The 19,919-nt window shown below is 63.1% G+C and carries 20 protein-coding genes and 4 pseudogenes; 14 read left to right on the top strand and 10 right to left on the bottom strand.

Annotated features, from left to right (window positions below; translation table 11 throughout):
• Nucleotides 1–87: 87 nt before the first annotated feature.
• From QFZ69_RS12135 to QFZ69_RS12110, 6 genes and pseudogenes are all read left to right on the top strand, one after another.
• Nucleotides 88–861, top strand: a complete 774-nt coding sequence (locus tag QFZ69_RS12135; RefSeq protein ID WP_307000149.1) for an ABC transporter permease — start codon at nucleotides 88–90, stop codon at nucleotides 859–861.
• Nucleotides 862–877: 16 nt separating this feature from the next.
• Complete coding sequence (locus QFZ69_RS12130) at nucleotides 878–1,666, top strand: ABC transporter ATP-binding protein (protein WP_306918462.1); 789 nt, start codon at nucleotides 878–880, stop codon at nucleotides 1,664–1,666.
• A gap of 25 nt (nucleotides 1,667–1,691) precedes the next feature.
• Nucleotides 1,692–2,219 (top strand): ester cyclase, encoded by a 528-nt coding sequence (locus QFZ69_RS12125; RefSeq protein WP_306918461.1) that lies wholly within the window; start codon nucleotides 1,692–1,694, stop codon nucleotides 2,217–2,219.
• An 18-nt stretch (nucleotides 2,220–2,237) separates the two neighbouring features.
• Nucleotides 2,238–2,702: pseudogene (locus QFZ69_RS12120) on the top strand (TauD/TfdA dioxygenase family protein); the annotation flags it as partial.
• Between the two features lie 80 nt (nucleotides 2,703–2,782).
• Nucleotides 2,783–2,968: pseudogene (locus QFZ69_RS12115) on the top strand (LLM class flavin-dependent oxidoreductase); the annotation flags it as partial.
• Nucleotides 2,959–3,465 (top strand): flavin reductase family protein, encoded by a 507-nt coding sequence (locus tag QFZ69_RS12110; RefSeq protein ID WP_306918458.1) that lies wholly within the window; start codon nucleotides 2,959–2,961, stop codon nucleotides 3,463–3,465. The pseudogene QFZ69_RS12115 and the gene QFZ69_RS12110, both read left to right, overlap by 10 nt.
• Nucleotides 3,466–3,977: 512 nt before the next feature.
• On the opposite strand, the pseudogene QFZ69_RS12105 reads toward QFZ69_RS12110, so the two are convergent.
• Nucleotides 3,978–4,249: pseudogene (locus QFZ69_RS12105) on the bottom strand (NAD(P)(+) transhydrogenase (Re/Si-specific) subunit beta); the annotation flags it as partial.
• A gap of 43 nt (nucleotides 4,250–4,292) precedes the next feature.
• Nucleotides 4,293–4,508: an NAD(P)(+) transhydrogenase (Re/Si-specific) subunit beta gene (locus QFZ69_RS12100; RefSeq protein ID WP_307000147.1), complete on the bottom strand. Its 216-nt coding sequence runs from the start codon at nucleotides 4,506–4,508 to the stop codon at nucleotides 4,293–4,295.
• Between the two features lie 95 nt (nucleotides 4,509–4,603).
• Between QFZ69_RS12100 and QFZ69_RS12095 the strand changes: the two genes are divergently transcribed.
• Complete coding sequence (locus QFZ69_RS12095; RefSeq protein ID WP_307000145.1) at nucleotides 4,604–4,759, top strand: hypothetical protein; 156 nt, start codon at nucleotides 4,604–4,606, stop codon at nucleotides 4,757–4,759.
• 1,342 nt (nucleotides 4,760–6,101) lie between these two features.
• Here QFZ69_RS12095 and QFZ69_RS12090 read toward each other — a convergent pair.
• The gene (locus QFZ69_RS12090; RefSeq protein ID WP_306918454.1) at nucleotides 6,102–6,491 is read right to left on the bottom strand and encodes a DUF3307 domain-containing protein; all 390 of its coding nucleotides are present in this window, start codon (nucleotides 6,489–6,491) and stop codon (nucleotides 6,102–6,104) included.
• A gap of 231 nt (nucleotides 6,492–6,722) precedes the next feature.
• Here QFZ69_RS12090 and QFZ69_RS12085 point away from each other — a divergent pair, with 231 nt between their 5' ends.
• The 4 genes from QFZ69_RS12085 (at nucleotide 6,723) to QFZ69_RS12070 (ending at nucleotide 8,121) form a co-directional block, all read left to right on the top strand.
• Nucleotides 6,723–6,863 carry a DUF5131 family protein gene (locus QFZ69_RS12085; protein ID WP_306918452.1) on the top strand — a complete coding sequence of 47 codons (141 nt, stop codon included), beginning with the start codon at nucleotides 6,723–6,725 and terminating at the stop codon, nucleotides 6,861–6,863.
• Between the two features lie 10 nt (nucleotides 6,864–6,873).
• Nucleotides 6,874–7,146: a DUF5131 family protein gene (locus tag QFZ69_RS12080; RefSeq protein WP_306918450.1), complete on the top strand. Its 273-nt coding sequence runs from the start codon at nucleotides 6,874–6,876 to the stop codon at nucleotides 7,144–7,146.
• On the top strand, nucleotides 7,085–7,603 hold the full coding sequence (locus QFZ69_RS12075) for a DUF5131 family protein (RefSeq protein ID WP_306918448.1): 519 nt from the start codon (nucleotides 7,085–7,087) through the stop codon (nucleotides 7,601–7,603). Before QFZ69_RS12080 ends, QFZ69_RS12075 begins: the two co-directional genes overlap by 62 nt.
• 86 nt (nucleotides 7,604–7,689) lie before the next feature.
• Entirely contained in the window at nucleotides 7,690–8,121 is a 432-nt protein-coding gene (locus QFZ69_RS12070) for a hypothetical protein (RefSeq protein ID WP_306918446.1), read from the top strand.
• 127 nt (nucleotides 8,122–8,248) lie between these two features.
• Here QFZ69_RS12070 and QFZ69_RS12065 read toward each other — a convergent pair whose 3' ends face one another.
• The 7 genes and pseudogenes from QFZ69_RS12065 to QFZ69_RS12035 all read right to left on the bottom strand — a co-directional run bounded on the left by QFZ69_RS12065 (nucleotide 8,249) and on the right by QFZ69_RS12035 (nucleotide 17,580).
• The gene (locus QFZ69_RS12065) at nucleotides 8,249–9,502 is read right to left on the bottom strand and encodes an IS701 family transposase (RefSeq protein WP_306918444.1); all 1,254 of its coding nucleotides are present in this window, start codon (nucleotides 9,500–9,502) and stop codon (nucleotides 8,249–8,251) included.
• Between the two features lie 86 nt (nucleotides 9,503–9,588).
• Nucleotides 9,589–10,470: pseudogene (locus QFZ69_RS12060) on the bottom strand (IS5 family transposase).
• Between the two features lie 223 nt (nucleotides 10,471–10,693).
• A complete protein-coding gene (locus tag QFZ69_RS12055; protein ID WP_373461937.1) occupies nucleotides 10,694–11,836 on the bottom strand; it encodes an IS701 family transposase in 1,143 nt (380 codons plus the stop codon).
• A gap of 753 nt (nucleotides 11,837–12,589) precedes the next feature.
• Nucleotides 12,590–14,074 (bottom strand): amino acid permease, encoded by a 1,485-nt coding sequence (locus QFZ69_RS12050; protein ID WP_306918440.1) that lies wholly within the window; start codon nucleotides 14,072–14,074, stop codon nucleotides 12,590–12,592.
• A gap of 283 nt (nucleotides 14,075–14,357) precedes the next feature.
• Entirely contained in the window at nucleotides 14,358–15,920 is a 1,563-nt protein-coding gene (locus tag QFZ69_RS12045) for an MFS transporter (protein ID WP_306918438.1), read from the bottom strand.
• A 40-nt stretch (nucleotides 15,921–15,960) separates the two neighbouring features.
• Nucleotides 15,961–16,602: an alpha/beta hydrolase gene (locus tag QFZ69_RS12040; RefSeq protein WP_306918436.1), complete on the bottom strand. Its 642-nt coding sequence runs from the start codon at nucleotides 16,600–16,602 to the stop codon at nucleotides 15,961–15,963.
• A 6-nt stretch (nucleotides 16,603–16,608) separates the two neighbouring features.
• A complete protein-coding gene (locus QFZ69_RS12035; protein ID WP_307000143.1) occupies nucleotides 16,609–17,580 on the bottom strand; it encodes a ring-cleaving dioxygenase in 972 nt (323 codons plus the stop codon).
• A gap of 216 nt (nucleotides 17,581–17,796) precedes the next feature.
• Between QFZ69_RS12035 and QFZ69_RS12030 the strand changes: the two genes are divergently transcribed.
• The 3 genes from QFZ69_RS12030 (at nucleotide 17,797) to QFZ69_RS12020 (ending at nucleotide 19,809) form a co-directional block, all read left to right on the top strand.
• Entirely contained in the window at nucleotides 17,797–18,264 is a 468-nt protein-coding gene (locus QFZ69_RS12030) for a MarR family winged helix-turn-helix transcriptional regulator (RefSeq protein ID WP_306918432.1), read from the top strand.
• Between the two features lie 125 nt (nucleotides 18,265–18,389).
• On the top strand, nucleotides 18,390–18,611 hold the full coding sequence (locus QFZ69_RS23355; protein ID WP_373461891.1) for a hypothetical protein: 222 nt from the start codon (nucleotides 18,390–18,392) through the stop codon (nucleotides 18,609–18,611).
• A gap of 610 nt (nucleotides 18,612–19,221) precedes the next feature.
• Nucleotides 19,222–19,809 (top strand): TMEM175 family protein, encoded by a 588-nt coding sequence (locus QFZ69_RS12020; RefSeq protein ID WP_306918430.1) that lies wholly within the window; start codon nucleotides 19,222–19,224, stop codon nucleotides 19,807–19,809.
• The last annotated feature ends 110 nt before the right edge of the window (nucleotides 19,810–19,919 follow it).

Raw genomic sequence — 19,919 nt, 5'->3', positions numbered from 1 at the left:
ATCATCCAAACGAAGCGTGGTAGGGCAACTAATCCTCCTGCTCGGCGAGGGGGCGCACCGCGTGGCGTCGGGAGGCGCACGAGAAATGTGCTTTTGGGGTTTGGCCCTGCGATCGTACTCATCCTGCTCTGGCAGCTCCTCACCACGCTCGCCGCTTCGCCCTTCTTTCCCTCTCCGTCGCGCATCATCGTACGTCTCTACGAGCTCTGGTTCAGTGGTCCGATGACGTCACTGTTCGCGACCGACCTTGTCTGGTCGGATGTCATCCCCAGCATGTCGCGCGCTCTCGCAGGGTGGCTTCTTGCGGTCGTCATTGGAATCGCAGTCGGGTCAGTCGCTGGCCAGTGGAGCCGCGCTGCGGCGTTCATCGACCCACCAGTCAACTTCATGCGGTCATTGCCGAAGCCTGCGTTGGTTCCAATCTTCCTGATCATCCTGGGTGGAACCGACTGGATGCGCCTGGCGTTCATCGTCTTCGGCTGCATCTGGCCTGTGCTTCTGAACACGATGCAGGGCGTTCGTTCGGTGGATAGGACTTACCGAGAGACTGCCAAGGCATTCCACATCCCCCTCTGGCGGACATTCCTGCAGGTCATCCTTCCTGCGGCATCGCCGAAAATCGTTGCGGGAATGCGAGTGTCGCTGTCGCTCGCGCTGATCCTCATGGTGCTATCGGAGTGGATGCTGGCCTCGAACGGCCTCGGATTCTTCCTCCTCGAATCACAGCGTCGCTTCAAGATTGTGGACCTTTGGGCCGCCATCATGCTGCTTGGCCTCATCGGTTTCCTAATCAACGTTCTGTTCCTTGCCTGCGAGAAGCGCCTCCTGCGCTGGCACCGCGGCCTCACCCTTCAATCCTGAATAGAAAGGGCATTCCATGTCGATTCTCGAAGTACGTGATCTCAGCAAGACTTACGGGTCGGGCGCCTCGGCCAGCACGGCGCTCAGTGACATAACCCTCAGCATCGAAGACGGTGAGTTTGTCTCGATCGTCGGCCCGTCGGGCTGCGGCAAGACCACGCTCCTCAAGTCGATTGCCGGACTCATTCGGCCCTCGACGGGCTCGGTCGAGATAATGGGCAAGCCTGTGACGGGCGTTCCCGATGACCTCGCGGTGGTCTTCCAGGACTACAGCCGATCGCTGTTTCCCTGGATGAAGGTTGCCGACAACGTGGAGTTCCCGCTCACGGCGCTCGGCCTGGACAAAGCTGAAATCTCGTCGCGGGTGCGTGAGTCGCTTGAAGCGGTGAATCTTGGCGACAAGCTCGACAAGTATCCCTGGGAGTTGTCTGGCGGCATGCAGCAGCGAGTCGCGATCGCGCGCGCGCTGGCGTACCGCCCGAGGGTGCTTCTCATGGACGAGCCCTTCGCCTCCGTCGACGCGCAAACGCGGTCGGAACTCGAAGACCTCACGCGAGCGGTGCACCAAGAGTTTCAGATGACGATTGTCTTCGTTACACATGACATCGATGAGTCCGTCTATCTGTCCAACAGGGTCATAGTGCTCCGACGGTCGCCTGGCGGAATTCTCGCTGAAGTTGCGATCGAGCTGCCTGAACAGCGGGACCAAATCGCGACGAAGTCAACCAAGTCATTCGTTGATGTTCGCAGCCAAATTGCCCAGTTCATACGGGACGCGGCCGCCGCCCCGACCCTCGTCCACTGAAACCTTTTCGCAGGGGAAGCGTCACATGACTGATTCGCCGATTGTTGCCTCGCTCGTGGCGGCCTTGGTGTCGCCGGGCTTGCGCTTGACTGAACATACTGAGGAAGAGTCGCGCAATCTCGACGTCATTCGGGAAGTGCGCCGTGCGAGGTTCGAGGAGAGGAGTGCGTTCCAGGCCCCGGGATACACGGTGCACCGTCGAGGTATGGCGACCCTGACCCGGCGTGCGGAGACGGCTGGAAGTTCCGGCTATGGGCATGGATCGATCGCGGACCGCGAGGATCAGATGTTGGACATGATCGCCAAGGGCGACAGGGTCTGGGCGGTCTGGATGCTTCGCGGAATGCACGCCGGTGACCTCTGTGGATTCCCTGCCACGGGACGCTGGCTCGAGGTACTCGAGGTAGGAATCTGGAGGCTTGTTAACGGCAAGATAGCCGAGGCGTGGTTCTTTGCCGACGAGCTCGCTCTCCTGGAGCAGCTCGGCGTCGCTGACTCCGCTAACGAGCCCGCTCACCAAGGCACTCCCCACCGTGGCCCCGATACAGGGTGAGGAGAACGTCCTGCCCCCGACACGCGCTGGGCCATCCACACCAACGACTACGACTACTCCGTGCCGGAGAACCTCGAACACGCCAACGCCGAGGAACGAGGAAGGAATTCACCCGTCTGAAGTTCGAAACCGCCCACCCGGTGGTGCGGGTCCACCCCCCTGACCGGCGAGCGTGGCCTGTTCATGGAAGGCTCCGCGCAGCGTCTGCGGATCGTAGGGCTGTCCAACACCGAGTCCCGGGACATCATTCGACTGTTGCAGGCCTACATCACGCGCCCGGAGAACGTGGTCCGGGTGGATTGGGAACCGGACCAGCTGGTGCTCTTCGCCCAGCATTACGCCCCCGACAACTATGACAACCAGCCGCGCAAGCTCAACCGCGTGATCGTCGCCGGCGACATCCCCGTGGGCGTGGACGGGAAACCGAGCCAGGCGCTCCAAGGCGATTCCTCGACCTATTCCGAGACGGTCGTTGTTGTCCCCGCCGCCATCCTTTCAGAGGCGCAGCGACGACCGGCGCTCGGCGCTCGGCGCCTGCACCTGAACGCGTTTCTGATGAGCACGACGCGTTCGTTGACCACGTCATCCCGATCCTGCGGGACCGCGGACTTTTCCGGGGTGAATCCACCGGCCGGACGCTGCGCGAACACCACGGGCTGCCCCGACCCGGGATACATTCGTTTCGCCGGCCGCCCGGTCCAGCCCGTCCGACACCTTGCTCCGCAGAGAGGGGCACTCCTTGTCTCTGAACGATGATCTGAGCCCGGGCGCCTTGAGGGAAACTTTCGGACACTTTCCGTCGGGTGTGGCCGCCCTCTGCACGACCGTGGACGGGAGACTGGAGGGAATCGTGGCCTCGACCTTCACCGTTGGCGTCTCGCTGGACCCTCCGCTGGTGATGTTTGCTGCGCAGAACTCCTCGCGGACCTGGCCACTCATCCGGAACAGCGGACGAATCGGTGTTTCCGTCCTGGCCGCGGACCAGGCGGACATCTGCCGCCAGGTAGCAGCCAAGTCCGGCGACCGCTTTGCCGGGGTCGGACGGACCACCATGTCATCCGGTGCCGTTCTGCTCGACGATGCTGCACTCTGGCTGGACTGCTCCGTGGAGACCGAGATACCGGCCGGGGACCACTCCGTCGTACTGCTCAGGGTCCACGGTTACTCCACTCCGGACACCAGCCGCGACCCACTCATTTTCCATGCCTCGGAATTCCGGAACCTCCAAGTCTCCGGCTTCGCCTGATCTTGCCCGCCGGGTTCACAGGGGACCGGTACCCGTATGGTGCGATCGGCAGCGAACAGAACGACTCAATCAGGGAACTGTCCTCCGACGGGCCATTCGGTGACCGCTTAGGACTTCCTGTGACCTTCCGCGTCATAGGGTAGGTGGCATCTTGGCTGTTGCAAGTGTTTGGGTCGTACGAATCGAGGCAGGCGAAGAGATCCCGACTGGGTGCAAAGTTCCTGGTGATATAGGTCATAGTCAACAGCCAAGTCTGAACGGCCTGGACATTACCGGCGGGACGCCGGGCCGTGCGGCAAAATCGCTGATCCTCGAAGGACAGCAGACGAACACCTCGCAGACACAGCTTCCTCGAGGTGATGTCTAGCGGAGTTAGCAGACCAGTTCCAGGACCCTTGCCCACTTCGCTGGCCGGATACGTTTTGCAACAGGTGGCGGGAAGAATATTGCCAGCGCCAGACACTGCCTAACAAGGCTCCATGGTCATCGGGTCAGCGCTGTGCCCTTGCCAACTAGAAGGCGCGGAGGATGACTTTGACGCGTTGTTTGGCGTCGCCGAAGAGCATTTAGAGTGGCCGCGGTGGAACAGGCCGTTTTGGATCCGGCGTGGCCTGCGGCCATGGATCGTTCGAACACGATTACGTTTTCGGCTTCCCAGACCCTTAGGACGGGCATGCTGGCGATGGGGCTGGACGGGTCTTCGGCCGCGGGGGGTGACGGTGTCGTTGGCCCCGATGACGAAGACGACGGAGGTGTCGTCGAGGTCTTCGTTGATTTCGTCCATCGGGCTGGGAGTTTCAGGAACGCCACGGTGGAACCGGTGAAGGTCACCGCGCCGATGAAGACGCGATGAATACCTCGGCATGATGGATAGCCGTCAAATTTGCCGGCGGGTCGGGGGCTTCGAGGTGCCCGTTCCCGCCAGCGAGTACTGCGGCGAGCCCGACGAAGCTGTGCAGCAGGGCGATGAGCTCGGGCATGCCGGTCATTTCCACCCGGGCCCGCCAGAGCCCGCTGGCGCCGCCGACCAGCACTGCAGCCACGAGCAGGGCCAGGCCGGTAAGGGCATGATTTGTGCGGCGCAGGAGTTTGTTCCCTCGCCGATCCAGAGTCCGTGACGGGGACAAATGACTTTGTCATGGGTGGTGTAGATCTCGATGTTCGCCCCGATGCTGCGGGCCTGGGCGTACCGTCGGCAGGCGATACCGAGTATGGTGCGGTTGGGCCGGCCCGCGAGGATGGGGTCAGGGATGTGGTGGTCTCCGTCGCCGAGCAGTTGCGGCACGGCCAGTGAGAGGACGTCGGGGTCATGTCCGCTCCAGGCCGAGAGCGTGTTCAGCCACGGCTCTCCCCGGCCGCGCAGAGTGCGGCGCAGTTGCCCCGGTATCAGAGCATTCGAGTTTTCAAGTCGCTGCAGGAAGGAAGCCGTCGTTTCATCCGAATGGGGGCGTATCGAGCGGGGGAGCGGCCGGACGGCGCCGGAGATGCTCACGGTGAGGTCCGTGCTGCCGGGCTGGGTCCATCCATTTCGGCGATATGGTCGACGACGGTTTCGTCCAGTAGCTGACGGTCGATGCGTTCGGTCTGGAGCAGGATGGCGCTGATGGCGGCCTGACGGATGAGGTGCGAGAGGCTGCTGATTCCTCCGCCGGTGCGCCGGTGCAGATACCGGGCGTTCCCGGGTGAGTGTTCCGGGAGCGTGGTCGTGGAGCCGGAGCGCCTCTTCGAGGGTGGCGATCAGGGATCTGAATTCATCGCCGTAGGGAAACGGGGCGGTGGTTTTGAGGACGGACCGGGCCGAGATCTGGCGTCCGCGCAGGCCGGTGAACAGGCCTGAGTTCTCGACGTTGATGCCGGCATAAACGAAGGTGGCGGTAGGTGTTCGGCGAAGTACTTCAGGTGGTCGGCCATGTCCTCGCCGGCGCTGGTGGCAAGATTCAGGTTGTGGATTTCGTCGACGATGACCAGATCGGTCCGCGCGTCGGTCAGGACCTGGCAGACGGCGTCGGCAATGTCGGTGACGTTGTGCCTGGGTCGCTGGGGGATCGAGGAAGTTCGCGAACTCGCTGGCCCGCTTCCGCGGGGTGCCTTTGGACGGGGTGATGTAGACGACGGGGATACGATTCTGGCCCGGGTAGCGGCGCCTGATCCGCAGCTCGTGGGTCTTTCCGAGCTTTTTGATGCGGGTGGTTTTTCCCGAGGCCCACGGGCCCGAGGCGACCAGGCCGCGGCGGGCGCTGACTTCGCGCTGGTTCAGCATGGTCAGCAGTCGTCCCTGATGGATGATGCTGCGGGCCGTGGAGGTTTGGACGATGACCAGTTCGGAGCGATAGCCGATCCCTTGCTCGTCATAGAGTTCATGCCGCGCCGGGGTGAGGGTTTCCAAATCGCTGGTCGGGAGCGGGGTCATGTCTAAGGGCTCGCTGTCCACGAAGCTGCGCCAACCCTCCAGGGTGGTCGTCGGCGCGCGCGGCTGAACGTCGGAAGTTCCGGGGCTACCACCATTTCTCTGCCTCTTCTCTGGCATCGTAAATTTTCAGCGGGATAATTTTGGCAAGTTCCTCGGCGTCGTCGGGGCACCTGTTTCAGTGTTGGGCAGCCTGACCTGGCGCAGATGCGCTTGGCTCTTGGCATGGCTACATCCAGAGGATGGCTGCTGTGTTGATCAGCAAGTGGATGGTGTTGTCGGTGATGATCATGAGCCAGACGGATAGCCAAGCTGGTGTCTCTGACGGGTATCCGGTGGCCTTGGCGTCAGCCCAGCGTGGGCGTGAGCGCTTGGGTCCGAGTTGGTTCTTCAGCCACGCGACGTGGCGTGCGAGGCGGAACCTGTCGATGATGATGTGAGTCCCGCCTATGACGACGAGCGCCAGGGGTGACTGGGTGATCAGTGCGTACGGCAGCGTATAGGTCACGCCGTGGACGATGGCAGGCAGCCAGTGCTTGGTCTTCTCTGTGGCCATCCAGTGTGACTGGATGACGTAGTCGCCTACGAGGTGGGCCAGGACTATCCAGAGTGCGAGCATGATCCTGCTTCCTTCGTCGGTCCATGGCTACTCGTCTCGTTCTCTACCGTCGAGTGAGTGGTGTGTGATGAGCCATCCGACGTAGCCATTATTGCCTTCGACTGGTTCGATCATTGGGCCGCATATGCAGTCAGCGTATGCAGGCCCCGTGGTCACGCCGCCTGCGTTAGGCCGATACCTTGGAGGATAGCTGGCGCTTGTTGTGTCGGAGTAGAGCGTGAAGAGGAAACCATGAGTTCAAGCTCTCCAACTGAGTGGACAGAGGCAACCTGGAACCCCGTTACGGGTTGTGACAAGGTCGCTGCTGGCTGCGACAACTGCTATGCCCTTGCGCTCTCCAAGCGGCTGAAGGCGAGAGAAGTACCAGCGTGATGGGAACCCTGTGACCTCTGGTCCCGGCTTTGGCGTTAGCATCCACCCATTGGCTCTTGAATCAGCCAAGGCGTTGGAAAAACCGCGCCTCGTGTTCGTTAACTCAATGAGTGACATATTCCATGCGAAGGGGCCATTCACATTCGCGCGGGACATCTTTGATGTCATCAAGGAAACCCCGCAAACACACCTATCCGGCCTTGGCCAAGCGATTCCACCGGATGGCCAGGATCGCAGATCAGTTGTCGTGGCCGTCAAGCCTATGGATGGGCGTGCCAGTTGAAGATGCGGATGTGATGGACAGAATCGATCATCTGCGGGTAACGCCGGCAGCCGCCCGTTTCCTGTCATGTGAGCCGCTGCTTGGATCTCTCGCAAATTTGAACTTAGCCGGGATCGATTGGGTAATCGCGGGAGGTGAGTCAGGCCCGAACTATCGTCCAAGGGAATCCGCATGGGTCGAAGACATACGCGATCAGTGTGCCGTGTACATGTACCGTTCTTCTTCAAACAGTGGGGCGGACGAACTGCAAAGCAATATGGCAGGACCCTGGCTGGCCGAACGTGGGATCAATGCCAAAGGTCGGCTGATAAATCGCCCGGCAAAGACCCAGCCTTATGAAAGGCGCCTAATCGGGCCTCACCTGGCCGCGCCGGCAGTAGTTGAGCCCCAGCGGCTCGCGCGACTCGGCCCGCGTAGAAGTCATACGTCGAAAAGTGCTCGTCCCGTAAGGTTCTAGCATTAGTAGCTTTGGGAGGGCTGCTCTGTCAGGCATTGCCATCACGGCATTTCACTTTGCGGAACCGGTAAGTCAGGGCTGAAATCATGAACCGCCGCACCATCTCGCGATCATACAAGGCGGCAATGACCGTGGTCTCCTTGGCCCTCACGCTTTACTTTGTCCTCTCGCTCACCCGGGACTTTGCCGCCGGAAGCGAGACCTGGCCCATCTACGTGCCAGGCGTTGTGGCTGGGGTAGTCATGACGGCCCTTATCCAGCGAACCAAAACCCAAGAGTCAGATGATTCCGGCCAGGGCCAAGGCCGTAACGATTTCAAACGCCGCGCTCTTACGTCCAACTTGATTCGCTTCGTCTGGTCCCACTTCCTAGCGGGTAAACTGACGAAAGCTGCGCTTCTGGCATCAAGCGAGTTGCCTGATGATTCTGTATCTGGCCTGCATCCAGCGTCCTCACGTGTGACTGCCCGCTGCGTCAGGATCATCACAGCAGCACCAGTGGGGATGCCCGCTGAGTAGATTCTACTTTAGAAGTAAGACGGCCTAGTAGTACTTTGTTAGGTTGGTGGGGCGTGTTGGCAGTAGGGGCAGCGTCTGAGCTGTCGGATGAGGATCCGTTGGAGTTCCTTGAGGACCCCGTACAGGCTCAGGCTGCCCCTGCTGCTTTTGGGGTGGCAAGGCGTTTTTTGGTGATGAACAGGTGTGCTGCGGACACGAGGGTGACGTGGTGGTGGAAGCCCGGGAAGGATCGTCCTTCGAAGTGGGAAAGGCCGAGGCCGGTTTTCAGTTCGCGGTAGTCGTGTTCAATGCGCCACCGGATTTTCGCCAGCCTGACCAAGGTCCTGGTTGGTGTGTCGGCGGGCAGGTCGGAGAGCCAGTAGTCGGTGGGCTCCTTGGCGCCGGGTGGCCATTCGGCGATCAGCCAGGCCTCGGGCAACGATCCGTCTTCGCCGGGGGCGATGTGCCGGCTGGGAGGTCTGACGCGCAGGGCCAGGAAGCGGGATTTCATGGCCGCGGTCCTGTTGGTGCCGGTGTTCTTGGTGCCGTGCCGCCAGGTGATCCTGCGTAGTTGTCCCCTTCCGGCGGCCACCGCGAGTTCGGCCAGGCTGGCCGGGTCCTGTCGGTAGCGGGGCACACTGGGCCTGCCCCTGGGGCCGGAGCGTTCGGCGAGTTCGGGAACGGCATTGGCCGGGTAGGCGCTGGTGGATGCCTTGACCGCCATCACCCACGGAATGGACCGCCGGGTCAGCTCAAGCCGGAACAGCGCGTTGTCCCCGTACCCGGCGTCGGCAACCGCGACCGGGCACCTGCGCCCCCAATGGGCGAGTTCATCGATCATCTCCAGCGCGAGTTCCCACTTGGGCCGGTGCCGTACGTATTCGGGGATCTTCGCCTTGATCCGGCGGGCGGCGACGGCTTCGGCGTGCTCGTTGGTGTCCGCACAGGCGTCATCCCAGGCCTCGGGCACGAACAGGCGCCAGTTCACCGGGGCCGAGGCATGGTCGGTGACCATGTGCACGGTGGAGGCAACCTGGCAGTTGCCGATCTTGCCCAGCGTGCCCGAGTACTGGCGCGCCACGCACGCCGAGGCGGCCCCGTCCTTCTTGAACCCGGTATCGTCAATCACCCACGCCTCCGGCACGATAGCCTCATCGGCCAGGGCTGCCAGGCGGCGGCGGACCGGCTCCACCTCCCACGGCGAGGACGTAACGAACTGCTGCAGCTGCTGGTGGTCCACATCCAGGCGCTCCGCCATCGGCTGCATCGACTTGCGCCGCCCCTCCAGCATCAACCCCTGCAGATACAGCCGGCCCTTCGCCCGCTGGTCCTTCCGGCCCAACGACGCGAACACCTGCCCGACGTAATCCTCCAGCTCGACCCGCAGTCCTGCCTCTTCCATGCCCACGAAACGAAATTAACAGCTCAGGCCAGCGATTAAAAGCCCCTCACCGAAGACCTAACAAAGTACTACTAGGGCGTGTCTCCTTATTGGCGTAGCCAGATCAGGACCGAGTAGAGAGCGACCCCGGACCGATAGGTGATGGCGAGCTTGTCGTACCGGGTGGCGATGCTGCGCCATTGCTTGAAGATGTTGAAGGACTGCTCGACGACGGACCGGCCTTTGTAGGCCTCGCTGTCGAAGTCCACCGGTCGGCCACCGCGGGCGCCTTTGCGTTTGCGGTTGGCGATCTGGTCCCGGGGCTCAGGAATGACCGCCTTGATTTTCCGGGCCCGCAGGAGCGAGCGGTTGGCCCTGGAGGAGTAGGCCTTGTCGCCCATCACGGCGTCGGGGCGGGTCCGGGCCCGCCCCTTACCGGGGCGCGGGACGCTGATGGCGTCAATGACGTGCGGGAACATCCGCGAGTCTGAGCCCTGGCCCGGTCCGAGGAGAAGGCCAGGGGCCGGCCTTTCCCGTCGCAGGCGTGGTGGATCTTCGTGCCCAACCCGCCCCGGGAACGTCCGACGGCGTGGTCCTCAGGCTCGGCCCAGAGTTTCTTGTAATTCAGCGGGTCCCCCTGTGTTGCGGGGTAGGTTCGTGCCGTGCTGGTGGGCGCGGTTGATCGTTGAGTCCACCGATACCGTCCAGTCGATCTCCCCGGCGGCGTCGGCTTCGGACAGCAGTAGGGCGTGGATCCGGTCCCAGATCCCGTCCGCTGCGAAACGGTGGTGGCGCTTCCACACCGTCTGCCATGGGCCGAACTGCTCCGGCAGGTCCCGCCAGGCAATCCCGCACCGATACCGGTACGCGATGCCCTCCACGACCTGGCGGTGGTTCCGGAACGGACGCCCGCGTTGGCCGTCGGAGCTGGGCAGCAACGGCTCAACGCGAGCCCACTGATCATCGGTAAAGACTTGAAAACGAGACACGCCCCCAAGTTTTCCAGTCAGAGATCAACCCATTTGGGAGACACGCCCTAGTACTACAGTCGCGTTTATGGGGCATGCCCGCGAGCCTTGTAATGACAATATCGGGCGCGGTGTTGGTGTTTTCGCCGCCAGGTTGAGTGTTCCAGGACGTGGTCCGGGCTGGTGGTTCGGTGCCATACGAGCCGGACGAGGAGCCGCCTGATTTCGGGCAGTGAGAGCCGGATCAGTTCCCCGTTGCCGGTGGCAGGGCCCCTTTTTTGGAGCGGATCACGGTCAGGAAGGCCTGGGCGAACATGGAGAGGGTGATGTGGCGGTACCAGCCGGTGTATTGGCGCACCTGGTAGTGGTCCAGGCCGGTTTCGCCTTTGGAGGTTTGGAAGGTTTCTTCGATCGCCCAGCGGGCGCCGGCGATCCTGACCAGTTCGGCCAGCGAGACCCGGTTGGGGCCATGGCAGATGTAGTAGGCCAGGTCGGTCGGGTCCTTCAGGGAGCGGCGGGCCAGCAGCCAGTGTTCGCCGGTTTCTGCGGGACCGTTGATGCGGGTCCGTGCCCAGGAGTAGCGACGGTCGCCCTTGGTCCCGGCCCCGGCGGTACGGGTCCGCCAGGCAGTGCCGCGCAGCGAAGCGATGAGCTTATCCGCGCGCCATTGCTCGCCCGGCCAGGCTGTGGGGGCGATGACGTTTTGGTTCATGGGAACGGCCAGCACGTAGTGCAAACCTCTGGCTTCGAGCCGGCGGCGCAGCCCCGAATGCTGCCCGTAGACAGCGTCCCCAGTGGCCCAGCGGGCAGGGACCCCGGCATCCAGGACACGGTCGATCATGTCCGCGGCGAGCACCGGTTTCGTGGCGAATTCCCTGGTCTTGGGGACCCCGGCCCGGGTGCATCGTTCCCGGTCATCGGCCCAGGTTTTGGGCAGATAAAGTTCCCGGTCCAGCAGGGTGCGCCCGGCAGGGGCGGAGTACGTCAGGACAACCCCGATCTGGCAGTTCTCCACCCGGCCCGCGGTGCCCGAATACTGGCGTGCGACTCCGGCCGAGGCACCGCCCTTCTTGAGGAATCCGGTCTCATCGATGATCAGGATTCCGTCGGGATCGCCCAGGTGGCGGTTGACGTAGGTGAACAGGTCATCCCGCACCGCATCGGGGTCCCAATCGGTGGTCGAGAGCAGACGCTGCATGCCGTCCGGGGTGCCGTGCCCGGCCCGTTCAGACAGGGTCCAGGAGTTTTTTCGTTCCTCATCCGAAAGCAGCCCGCGCACATACCCCACAGCGTTTCGGCGAGGTTCGGACCGGGCAAACCGCGGCCCGATAAGATCGCCGATTTCCTCCAGACCTTCGGCCCACTCTTCTACGTCCGCCACACAAATATCATCACTCACCACCAACGATTAACAGGTCACGAGCGGAAAGTACGACTAAACCGCCGATGCAGCCAGAATTAAACGCGACTGTAGTACTAGCCGCTGGCACGCCCATACCTTTTGACATATCACTTTCGGAGTCCTCTGCAGGAAGCATGGGCCGAACTTGCCCAGGCATCCGAAGGGACCGGCGTGACCGGCTTGTATGCCTGTTCACGTAATGGGAAGCCCTGGGAGGAAGACCCGGTAGCCATGCGCGGCCGGCCGCCACCCAGGGACCTCCGCGCGCCGAGGACGCAGCAGCCGGCGGGGATTCGTCTCACTCGATGAGCTGGCCAAGGCCACCGGAACAGCACGGCGGAGTTGCTGGACGCGGTGGATTTCGTCGAGGCGTTGGAAAACCTGGATGAAGAGGGCTAAGTCTGGTTCTGGCGCCGTGCTGCCGGCGGGGCTTGCCCCGTGCTCAGCCGCTGCTGAGAACCCTCATTGGCCGGCCCCTGACGCTCTTCCGGCGCAACGGTCCTGACGTCTGGTGGAAGGCGGAGAGAGCTCAGCACTTTTGCCGCCCAGGAGACGGCAATGACATAACCGGCGGTGAAGCGGGCGGTTCCGACGGTTCCAATGACCAGCCTGCAGTGTCGCCAAAACTGGGGGCGGAAATCGGAGACCGTTCCGGCCGGTGCACACCGCCGCGCTTACGCCCCGCGCGCCCTGCCGACCGTGAGGCTCGCAAGGCGCGCCGCCTACTGCATGTGACATCTACCTAGTGGGCGCCGCAACATCCTCCTCAAGCAACGCATCGGCGCTCTTGATTTCCTCGGCCAACGGGTCATAGCGTTCGCCGGAACCCTTTGTGCGCCTGTCGACGTAGAAGTAGGCACCTAGCACCAGGGCAAAGAATGGCAGACCAGCCACCCAGGCCCACCTCAGGCTGTCGATGAAGAGGGTCGAAACCAGGACAGCTCCCACAAACAGCATGGCCAGAGCCGTGGTGATCGGAGCCCCCCTGAGCCGGGCCGGAGACGCTGGAAGATTGTGTCGGGTCCGGAGAAACCGGAAGCGCATGTGCGTAACGAGGATCAGAATCCACACCACCAGTGCGCCAAAGACGGCCACACCGAACAGTGCCAGATATGCGGTGTCAGCCGCGACCAGCGAGATGATCGCTGCAATCAACAGCCCGATGGAACTGATCAGCAGCGCACGGAGGGGCGCGCTCCCCTCTGTCAGCTTTCCCGTCCACTTGGGTGCGTAATTGTGCGCAGCCAGTGAGTGCAGCATGCGCGATGTCACGTACAGGTTGGCATTGGCTGCCGAAAGCGCCGCCGTCAGCACCACGAAATTCATGATGCCCGCAGCTGCAGGGACCCCGGCTGCTGAGAAGACCATGACGAAAGGGCTGGCCGTGATGTCGCTGCCGACTTGGGCAGTCTGCGTCCACGGGACAACAGCCAGAACAATGGTGATGGAGAGGATGTAGAAGAGGCAGAGCCGGAAGGCCATGGACTTGGTTGCACGAACTACGTCGCGAACAGGGTCCTCCGACTCTGCAGCAGTTACGGAGACTACTTCGGTGCCGAGGAAGCTGAAGATCACGAACACCATGGCCAGCAGGAGACCCTGAATGCCGTGGGGCATGAATCCGCCGTTGGAAACCAGGTTATGCATCCCTACCGGGGGCTGGCTCGGCAGTCCGAAGAAGATGAGAGCAAGCCCCAAGAGGATGAAGGCAACAATTGCGCTGACCTTGATCATCGAGAACCAGTACTCAACCTTGCCGAAGGTCTTGACGGCTCCGGCGTTCACGGCGAGGATGGCCGCTGAGAAGACTATGGTAGTCAGCCACAGCGGAATCTCGGGCCACCAAAAGCGGACATAAATACCTGCGGCGACAACTTCGCCGCCAACGGCGATGGAGAGCACGGCCCAATAGGTCCAGCGGACTACGAAGCCCGCCCAGCGTCCAATATAGGCATGGGCAAGCACACCAAAGGCGCCGGCCGTGGGATGCACCACCGTCATTTCGGCAAGGGCCCAGGCAACTACGAGGGTCACAAGCCCGCTGACGATGTAGGCAATGATGGTGGCAGGACCTGCCAGGGAGATGGCCAGTCCGGAACCAAGAAACAAACCGGTTCCGATCGCCCCGCCCAAGCCCATCATGCTCAGTTGGCGTCCGCTGAGTTGGCGATGCAATCCGTGCGTATCGGCCCATAACTCGGCCGATTGTTCGGGTTTGGTCATCAGTGGTTACCTCTAGTTCCGGAGTTAGTCCGCCGCAAATGCAGCTGACTCGTGGGATATTTCAAAGGCCCCTGTTTATTGAGATTCGTCCTGTCACCGCTATCGGTAGAGACGAGGGACGGAGGGCGGGCGTGAGCCTTTACGTTTGTTTCCGTTTGCACCGGATGAACCGCCGGCGAACTCTTCGCGGGCTAGCTGTCTGTGATGGGGTTTGGTCCGGTGTTCAGTGCTCGGGGAGGGGCATATGCCGGCGTCTGCGTCGGAACGGACCTCTCTGGGTCATCTAGGCCGGCAGGTACCAGTTTTGGGTGGGTTCCTCCAGGCAGGTTTCGCGTGCACGGTCGAAATAGCGGCGGTCTTCCCCCGTGATCCTTTCTTCTTCCTGGCGTTGGTATTCACGCCAGGTAGGCAGGGTGTAGATTTCGGCGAATGATCCTGGTTGCCCGAGTTGGCGGGCAAGTTTCCAGTCTGTTGCCCCGGTCCTCCGGCGGGTTAGTTCCACTTGCTCCATGGCTGCGGTGAACTGCACCAGGAGGTCTGGGTCAGGACGGTAAGTAATGATCACGGTGACCGGGCCGGTGCCAGGGTCAATGGCGCCCGTCTGGATTGGTGCATGTTCGCCGGGGCCGGAGACCGTACGGTCGAGTTGACCGGTTCCGGGGAGCAGAGGCCAGATGAAAATGCTGGCTGCGGTGGCCATGAGCAGGATTGCGCTGACGGCCAGAGCCAGTTCATAGCCGAAGATGGTTGCGATGGAGCCCCAGGCCAGCGCCCCGAGAGCCTGCGTGCCTGCCATTACCAGCAGATATGTGGACATTCCGCGGGCCCGTACCCAGGCTGGCAGGGTCAACTGCGTGACGGCGCCGAAGGTTGAGAGATTGCCTATCCATGCTGCTCCGGCCACGACCATGAGTGCTGCCACAGGCAGCGGCGGCAGGAACGCCGCGGCGGCGGTTCCCGCGCCGAACAGCAGGGCGGAGCCCGCCAGGATAGTGTCGTTGGTGATCCGGGTCCGGACCCGGGGGAGGACGACAACGCCAAGAAGTGCCCCCGCGCCGAGCGCTCCGAGCAACAGCCCATAGCCTGCCGAGCCGATATCGAGGTGCCCGTTTGCGGCGATGGGAAGCAACGCCCACAGGGCGCTGGCCGGTGTTGTAAACAACGCCGTGCGGAGCAGGATACGCCGGATCCGGGGCGCGGAGCGGATGTAGCGTATCCCCGCGGCCATTGCTTCGTGGACATGCTCCCGATCAGCGAGGTCCCTCCGCGGGGTTCGCCAGCTGTAGACCGCTGCCGCGGCTCCCAGGAAGGAGAGGGCATTGAGCCCGAAAACAAAGGCCGGGCCGGCCACTGCGACGAGGACACCGGCTGCGGCAGGGCCCACGGCCCGCGCCGCGTTCACCGTGACTCCGCCCAATGCAGAGGCTGCCTGAATTTCCGACCGCGGTACCAGATCGGGTTGGATGGCCTGCCATGCGGGGGAGCTCAGCGCGACGCCGGCCCCGATGAGGAAGGTATAAACCAGGAGCGAGGCGGGCTCCAGGAGCCCGGACGCAGCGCTGAGTGTCAGGGCCGCCGCCGCCAGAGCCGCGAAGATGTTCGTGCCAATAATCAGCCTCCGACGGTCGAAGGCATCGGCCAGCACACCAGCCATGAGCGACAGCAGCAGGGCAGGTGCCAAGTTCGCCGTCTGGACCAGTGCGATGACCGTGGGACTGGCGCCGGACTCCACCAGATACCACTGCGCGCCGACCGTTTGCATCCAGGAACCGACGTTGGAACCAAGTTGTGCCATCCACAGAATGAAGAACGTGCGCCGCCGAAGCGGCGCCCAGGGTGATTCCACGCAATGTCCTTTCACGTCTCCGGTCGCGCCAGCTTTCCTCTTACTGTACGAGGACCGTTACCAGCCACTGTTTTGCGGCGTGCAGGTCCGTGTGCGCGATGCCGTGCCCTCCGGGGCGAAGGACCTGCTCCGCATCGGCACCGTTTTGGTGCAGGGCGGCCATGAGCGTGTTGACGCTGGTGAGCGGGGCCATGGGGTCGGCCTCGCCGTTCAGGATCAGCAGCCTGCTGCCGACCAGGTCAGCGGCGCCTTCCCGGTCGCCGAAGGGGTACATGCCGGAGAAGGCGATGACCCGGTCCAGGGTCTCGGGATGGAGGATGGCTGTGGCCAGGGCAATGTTGGCGCCGTTGGAAAACCCGACTGCTATTACGGGCCTGTTGCCGAGGTTGTAGTGGTCCCGCGCCGCGTCCAGGAAGGCGACCAGGTCCCCGGCGCGGGCGATCACGTCGTCCACGTCGAAATTGCCTTCGCCGTGGCGACGGAACCAGCGGAGCATTCCATGTTCCTGCACCTGACCCCGGGGTGCGAGGACGCCAGCGCCCGGGTGGAGTTCGGTGGCGAGGGCGGCGATCTCGTGTTCGTTGCCGCCGGTGGCGTGAAGCATCAGCAGCACCGGGGAGCCTGCCTCACCGGGGCTGAAGACGTGCGGCCAGCTCGTGACGGGGGTGGTTGCGGTACTCATCAGAGCCTACCGTCCTGCCAGGGCGGGGTTGTTTTCGGCCGGCAGCTGGATGCGGGCCACGGAGTGTTCGATCGCCTCGCGGGAGGGCTCGAGCCATGGCGGCAGTTTCAGGGAGCGGCCGAGTTCCAGCAGCGGTTCGTCCACGTCGAAACCGGGGGTGTCGGTGGCGATTTCGAACAGCACGCCGCCTGGTTCGCGGAAGTAGATGGAGGTGAAGTACTGGCGGTCCAGGATCTCCGTGACGTGGAAACCGCGGGCGGCCAGGTCTTGGCGCCATATCTCCTGGGTGGCGACGTCAGGGACGCGGAAGGCGATGTGGTGGACGGTGCCGCCGGCGGTGAGGCCGGGCCGGGCCTTGGGGTCGGCAATGACGTCGACGATGTTTCCCGGGCCGCCGTTGCCGGCGGCAAGGCGTGTGCGGTTACCGGAGGTACCGACCAGGTGCAGGCCGAGGTCCTCGGTCAGCACGGCCACGGTCTTGTCCGGATTGGCGACGGTGAGCACCGAGGAGTGCTGGCCGCGCACGGCGTACTCGGCAGGCACAGAGGCCGAATCCCAGGGGTTCCGGGGATCGATCGTGGAGGAGGCGACCAGGTCCAGCTGCAGCCCGTCCGGGTCGCGCAGGGAGAGGCGCTCTTCCTCGGCGGAGGCCCGGGTGATGCTGGATTCGACGCCCAGGGCCTGGAAGTGGTTCTGCCACCAGCCCAGGGTTCCCTCCGGGACGGAGAAGGCGGTGGAGGTGGACTGCCCTGCACCGATGCGGCCACGGGCCACCCCGCGCCAGGGGAAGAACGTCATTAGCGAGCCCGGCTGGCCGGCCTCGTCGCCGTAGTACAGGTGGTACGTGGAAGGGTCATCGAAGTTGACGGTCTTCTTCACCAGGCGCAGGCCCAAGCCCTTTACGTAGAAATCGATGTTGGCCTGCGGCTCGCCGGCAATGGCTGTGACGTGGTGCAGACCTGAAGTATTCGCGGTCATGCTGACCCTCCATGGTTGTGGACTGACGCGGTCAGGAAGCCCCCGGCCGGTGATGTTCATGCAAACGCATCTTTCCAGAATATTATTTCCTAGGAAACTAATTACGTCGACAGGACCGCCCTTCCCGCAAAACCCCAGAGATTACCTTACTGGCAAACAATTTGCTAGTAAGTAGATGCCGACGCGTGTACCATAGGGCTTGGAAAGGACTACCTCATGCCCCAGCAAGCATCTGCAGAAGCCAGCCTCGACCTCGATGCCGTATCGCAGTGGGGACTTGTTATCGAGGGTTTCCAAAACACGAACAAGAAGCTGCACAAGGCGGTGGCGGCCGCATTCACCTTGGACCCTGCCGAAGCCGAGACGCTGCTGCGGCTGATGCGAACCCCGGGCCACCGGATGCCAATGGCGGCGCTGGCCCGCGAGGCGGCCTTCAGCACGGGCGGCGTCACCAAAATCGCGGACCGGCTGGCAAAACGAAACCTCGCGGTACGCAATCCTTGCGCCGACGACCGCAGGGTGATCTACCTGGAGCTGACCGATGCAGGCGCCGAGCAGGCCAAGGAGCTTCGTTGCCTCGTCGCAGACATCGTCCAGAAAACCTATATCGACGTTCTCGGCCCGGACAAGGCGGTCATGGTAGCTGAAGCGATGGCAGAACTGCGCGAAGCCAACGCGGCGTAGCAGCCGGACACCGCGACCGGGCAGGAACCTGCCCCCAGGAAACGGCGGCTCAGGCGGCACTCGATGCCGCCTGAGCCGCCGTCGCCCGTGGAGCCTGGCGGCTGCTTGTCAGCGGGAGAGCTGGTTTGGGTGTCCGGCTCCAGATCGCCGATGTGGCCGAGGGCGTGGGCGGCGACGCGCTGGACGAGGGCGCCGTATTCGTCCCTGTAGTGGCGCAGGAAGGTTGCTGCGGATTCGTCCTTTACCGCACCGTCGTCCTCGAACGCGCCGGCACTGAACTTCATGGAGGCTTCAGGAGTGCTCAGTTGCGGCGCATCGAGGAAGCTCAGCTCGGTGCGGATGGATGACTTACATCAAGGGCCGTGCCATGCTGGCCGGGGGAGCGCCGATGATGCCGGTAGGTCTCCGGGCGAAAGAATTGGTGCCTCACGGCCGGGATCCCCAGTCGATGGCGTTCTTCAGCACCCCGGGAATGGACCTGGTTGTACTCGGGAGAGGCAAAAAGGATGCCGTTGCAGGCTTCGATGGCATCCTGCAACGCCCCGCCCTGCGGGGGGAAAATCAGCATCGTAGTCATAGCTGTAGAGGGGAGGTCCCTCATGAGGAACTCGGTGAACGGAAAAGTTCCTGGCGTCGTCGGCCGTCAGGTCCTGCTCGACGATCGTTCGGCCAATCCCATCGAGCTGCTCGAACCGACCCTGCCCGAGGCCTCCCCACCGTCCAACCAGCGAAGTCGCCGAGGTGGGCTCATCTTGCAGCCCTGCTTCCGCAAAGCGGCGAGCCAGGGCCCATCTATCCTGCGGAACGGCTAGGCTGATGGCGGCGCGCTGGCAGGTGCCGGCGCAGCGGACCGGCGCAATCCGGACTGCCGAGGACTGCGCCACGCCCTTGAAAATGTCACCCCGCGGCCTTGGTGCGAAGGCTTGGATTACGAAGATGCGCTGATGGAGAAACCCGATGAACAAGAACCGCCTGGAGACTTTCAGCGATGGCGTGCTGGCTATAGTCATCACCATCATGGTGCTCGAACTGCGCGTGCCGCACGAGCCGACTTGGCAAGGTTTGCTCGATGTCCTCCCTACTTTCCTCAGCTACCTGCTGAGCTTCGTTTATGTCGGAATCTACTGGAACAACCACCACCACATGATCCACTTGGCCGACCGCGTCAACGGCCGGATCCTCTGGGCGAATCTGCACCTGTTGTTCTGGCTCTCGCTCTTCCCATTCAGCACCCACTGGATGGACGAGTCCGGCTTCGTACAGATCCCTGTGGTGGTCTACGGGATCAACCTGTTCTGCGCGTCCATCGCCTACTTCATCTTGCAACAGGCCCTGATCCGCCAGCAGGGCCGGGATGGTGCCCTGGCCCAAGCAGTCGGCCGGGACTGGAAAGGCAAGGCGTCGCCGCTGATTTACCTCACCGGCCTTGCGCTGAGCCTCGTGCAGCCGCTGCTGGGGGTCGCGGTCTACACCGCGGTGGCGCTGATCTGGCTGGTTCCGGATCGCCGCGTTGAGGACTTCGTCACCCGCGCATACCAGGACTAACCCTCCTACGCCCAGGGACGGCGCCTCTACCTGTGCGTCGTACAGAGATGCCGGGAGTCAGGCACTCCGGTATTTGATGCCGAACGCGGGTGACCTGAGCCGTCGCCGTG

The sequence above is a fragment of the Arthrobacter sp. V1I7 genome (assembly GCF_030817015.1).
Lineage (GTDB): Bacteria > Actinomycetota > Actinomycetes > Actinomycetales > Micrococcaceae > Arthrobacter.
Note: the sequence above shows the minus strand (reverse complement) of the source record. Positions and strands in the feature narration are given on the sequence as shown.

Coding starts and splice junctions, on each gene's coding strand:
- QFZ69_RS12050 (WP_306918440.1), bottom strand. CDS start 14,074: ATGACCAAACCCGAACAATCGGCCGAGTTATGGGCCGATACGCACGGA.
- QFZ69_RS12130 (WP_306918462.1), top strand. CDS start 878: ATGTCGATTCTCGAAGTACGTGATCTCAGCAAGACTTACGGGTCGGGC.
- QFZ69_RS12075 (WP_306918448.1), top strand. CDS start 7,085: ATGGCCAGGATCGCAGATCAGTTGTCGTGGCCGTCAAGCCTATGGATG.
- QFZ69_RS12085 (WP_306918452.1), top strand. CDS start 6,723: ATGAGTTCAAGCTCTCCAACTGAGTGGACAGAGGCAACCTGGAACCCC.
- QFZ69_RS12040 (WP_306918436.1), bottom strand. CDS start 16,602: ATGAGTACCGCAACCACCCCCGTCACGAGCTGGCCGCACGTCTTCAGC.
- QFZ69_RS12020 (WP_306918430.1), top strand. CDS start 19,222: ATGAACAAGAACCGCCTGGAGACTTTCAGCGATGGCGTGCTGGCTATA.
- QFZ69_RS12065 (WP_306918444.1), bottom strand. CDS start 9,502: ATGGAAGAGGCAGGACTGCGGGTCGAGCTGGAGGATTACGTCGGGCAG.
- QFZ69_RS12035 (WP_307000143.1), bottom strand. CDS start 17,580: ATGACCGCGAATACTTCAGGTCTGCACCACGTCACAGCCATTGCCGGC.
- QFZ69_RS12090 (WP_306918454.1), bottom strand. CDS start 6,491: ATGCTCGCACTCTGGATAGTCCTGGCCCACCTCGTAGGCGACTACGTC.
- QFZ69_RS12030 (WP_306918432.1), top strand. CDS start 17,797: ATGCCCCAGCAAGCATCTGCAGAAGCCAGCCTCGACCTCGATGCCGTA.
- QFZ69_RS12095 (WP_307000145.1), top strand. CDS start 4,604: ATGGGTGGTGTAGATCTCGATGTTCGCCCCGATGCTGCGGGCCTGGGC.
- QFZ69_RS12125 (WP_306918461.1), top strand. CDS start 1,692: ATGACTGATTCGCCGATTGTTGCCTCGCTCGTGGCGGCCTTGGTGTCG.
- QFZ69_RS12070 (WP_306918446.1), top strand. CDS start 7,690: ATGAACCGCCGCACCATCTCGCGATCATACAAGGCGGCAATGACCGTG.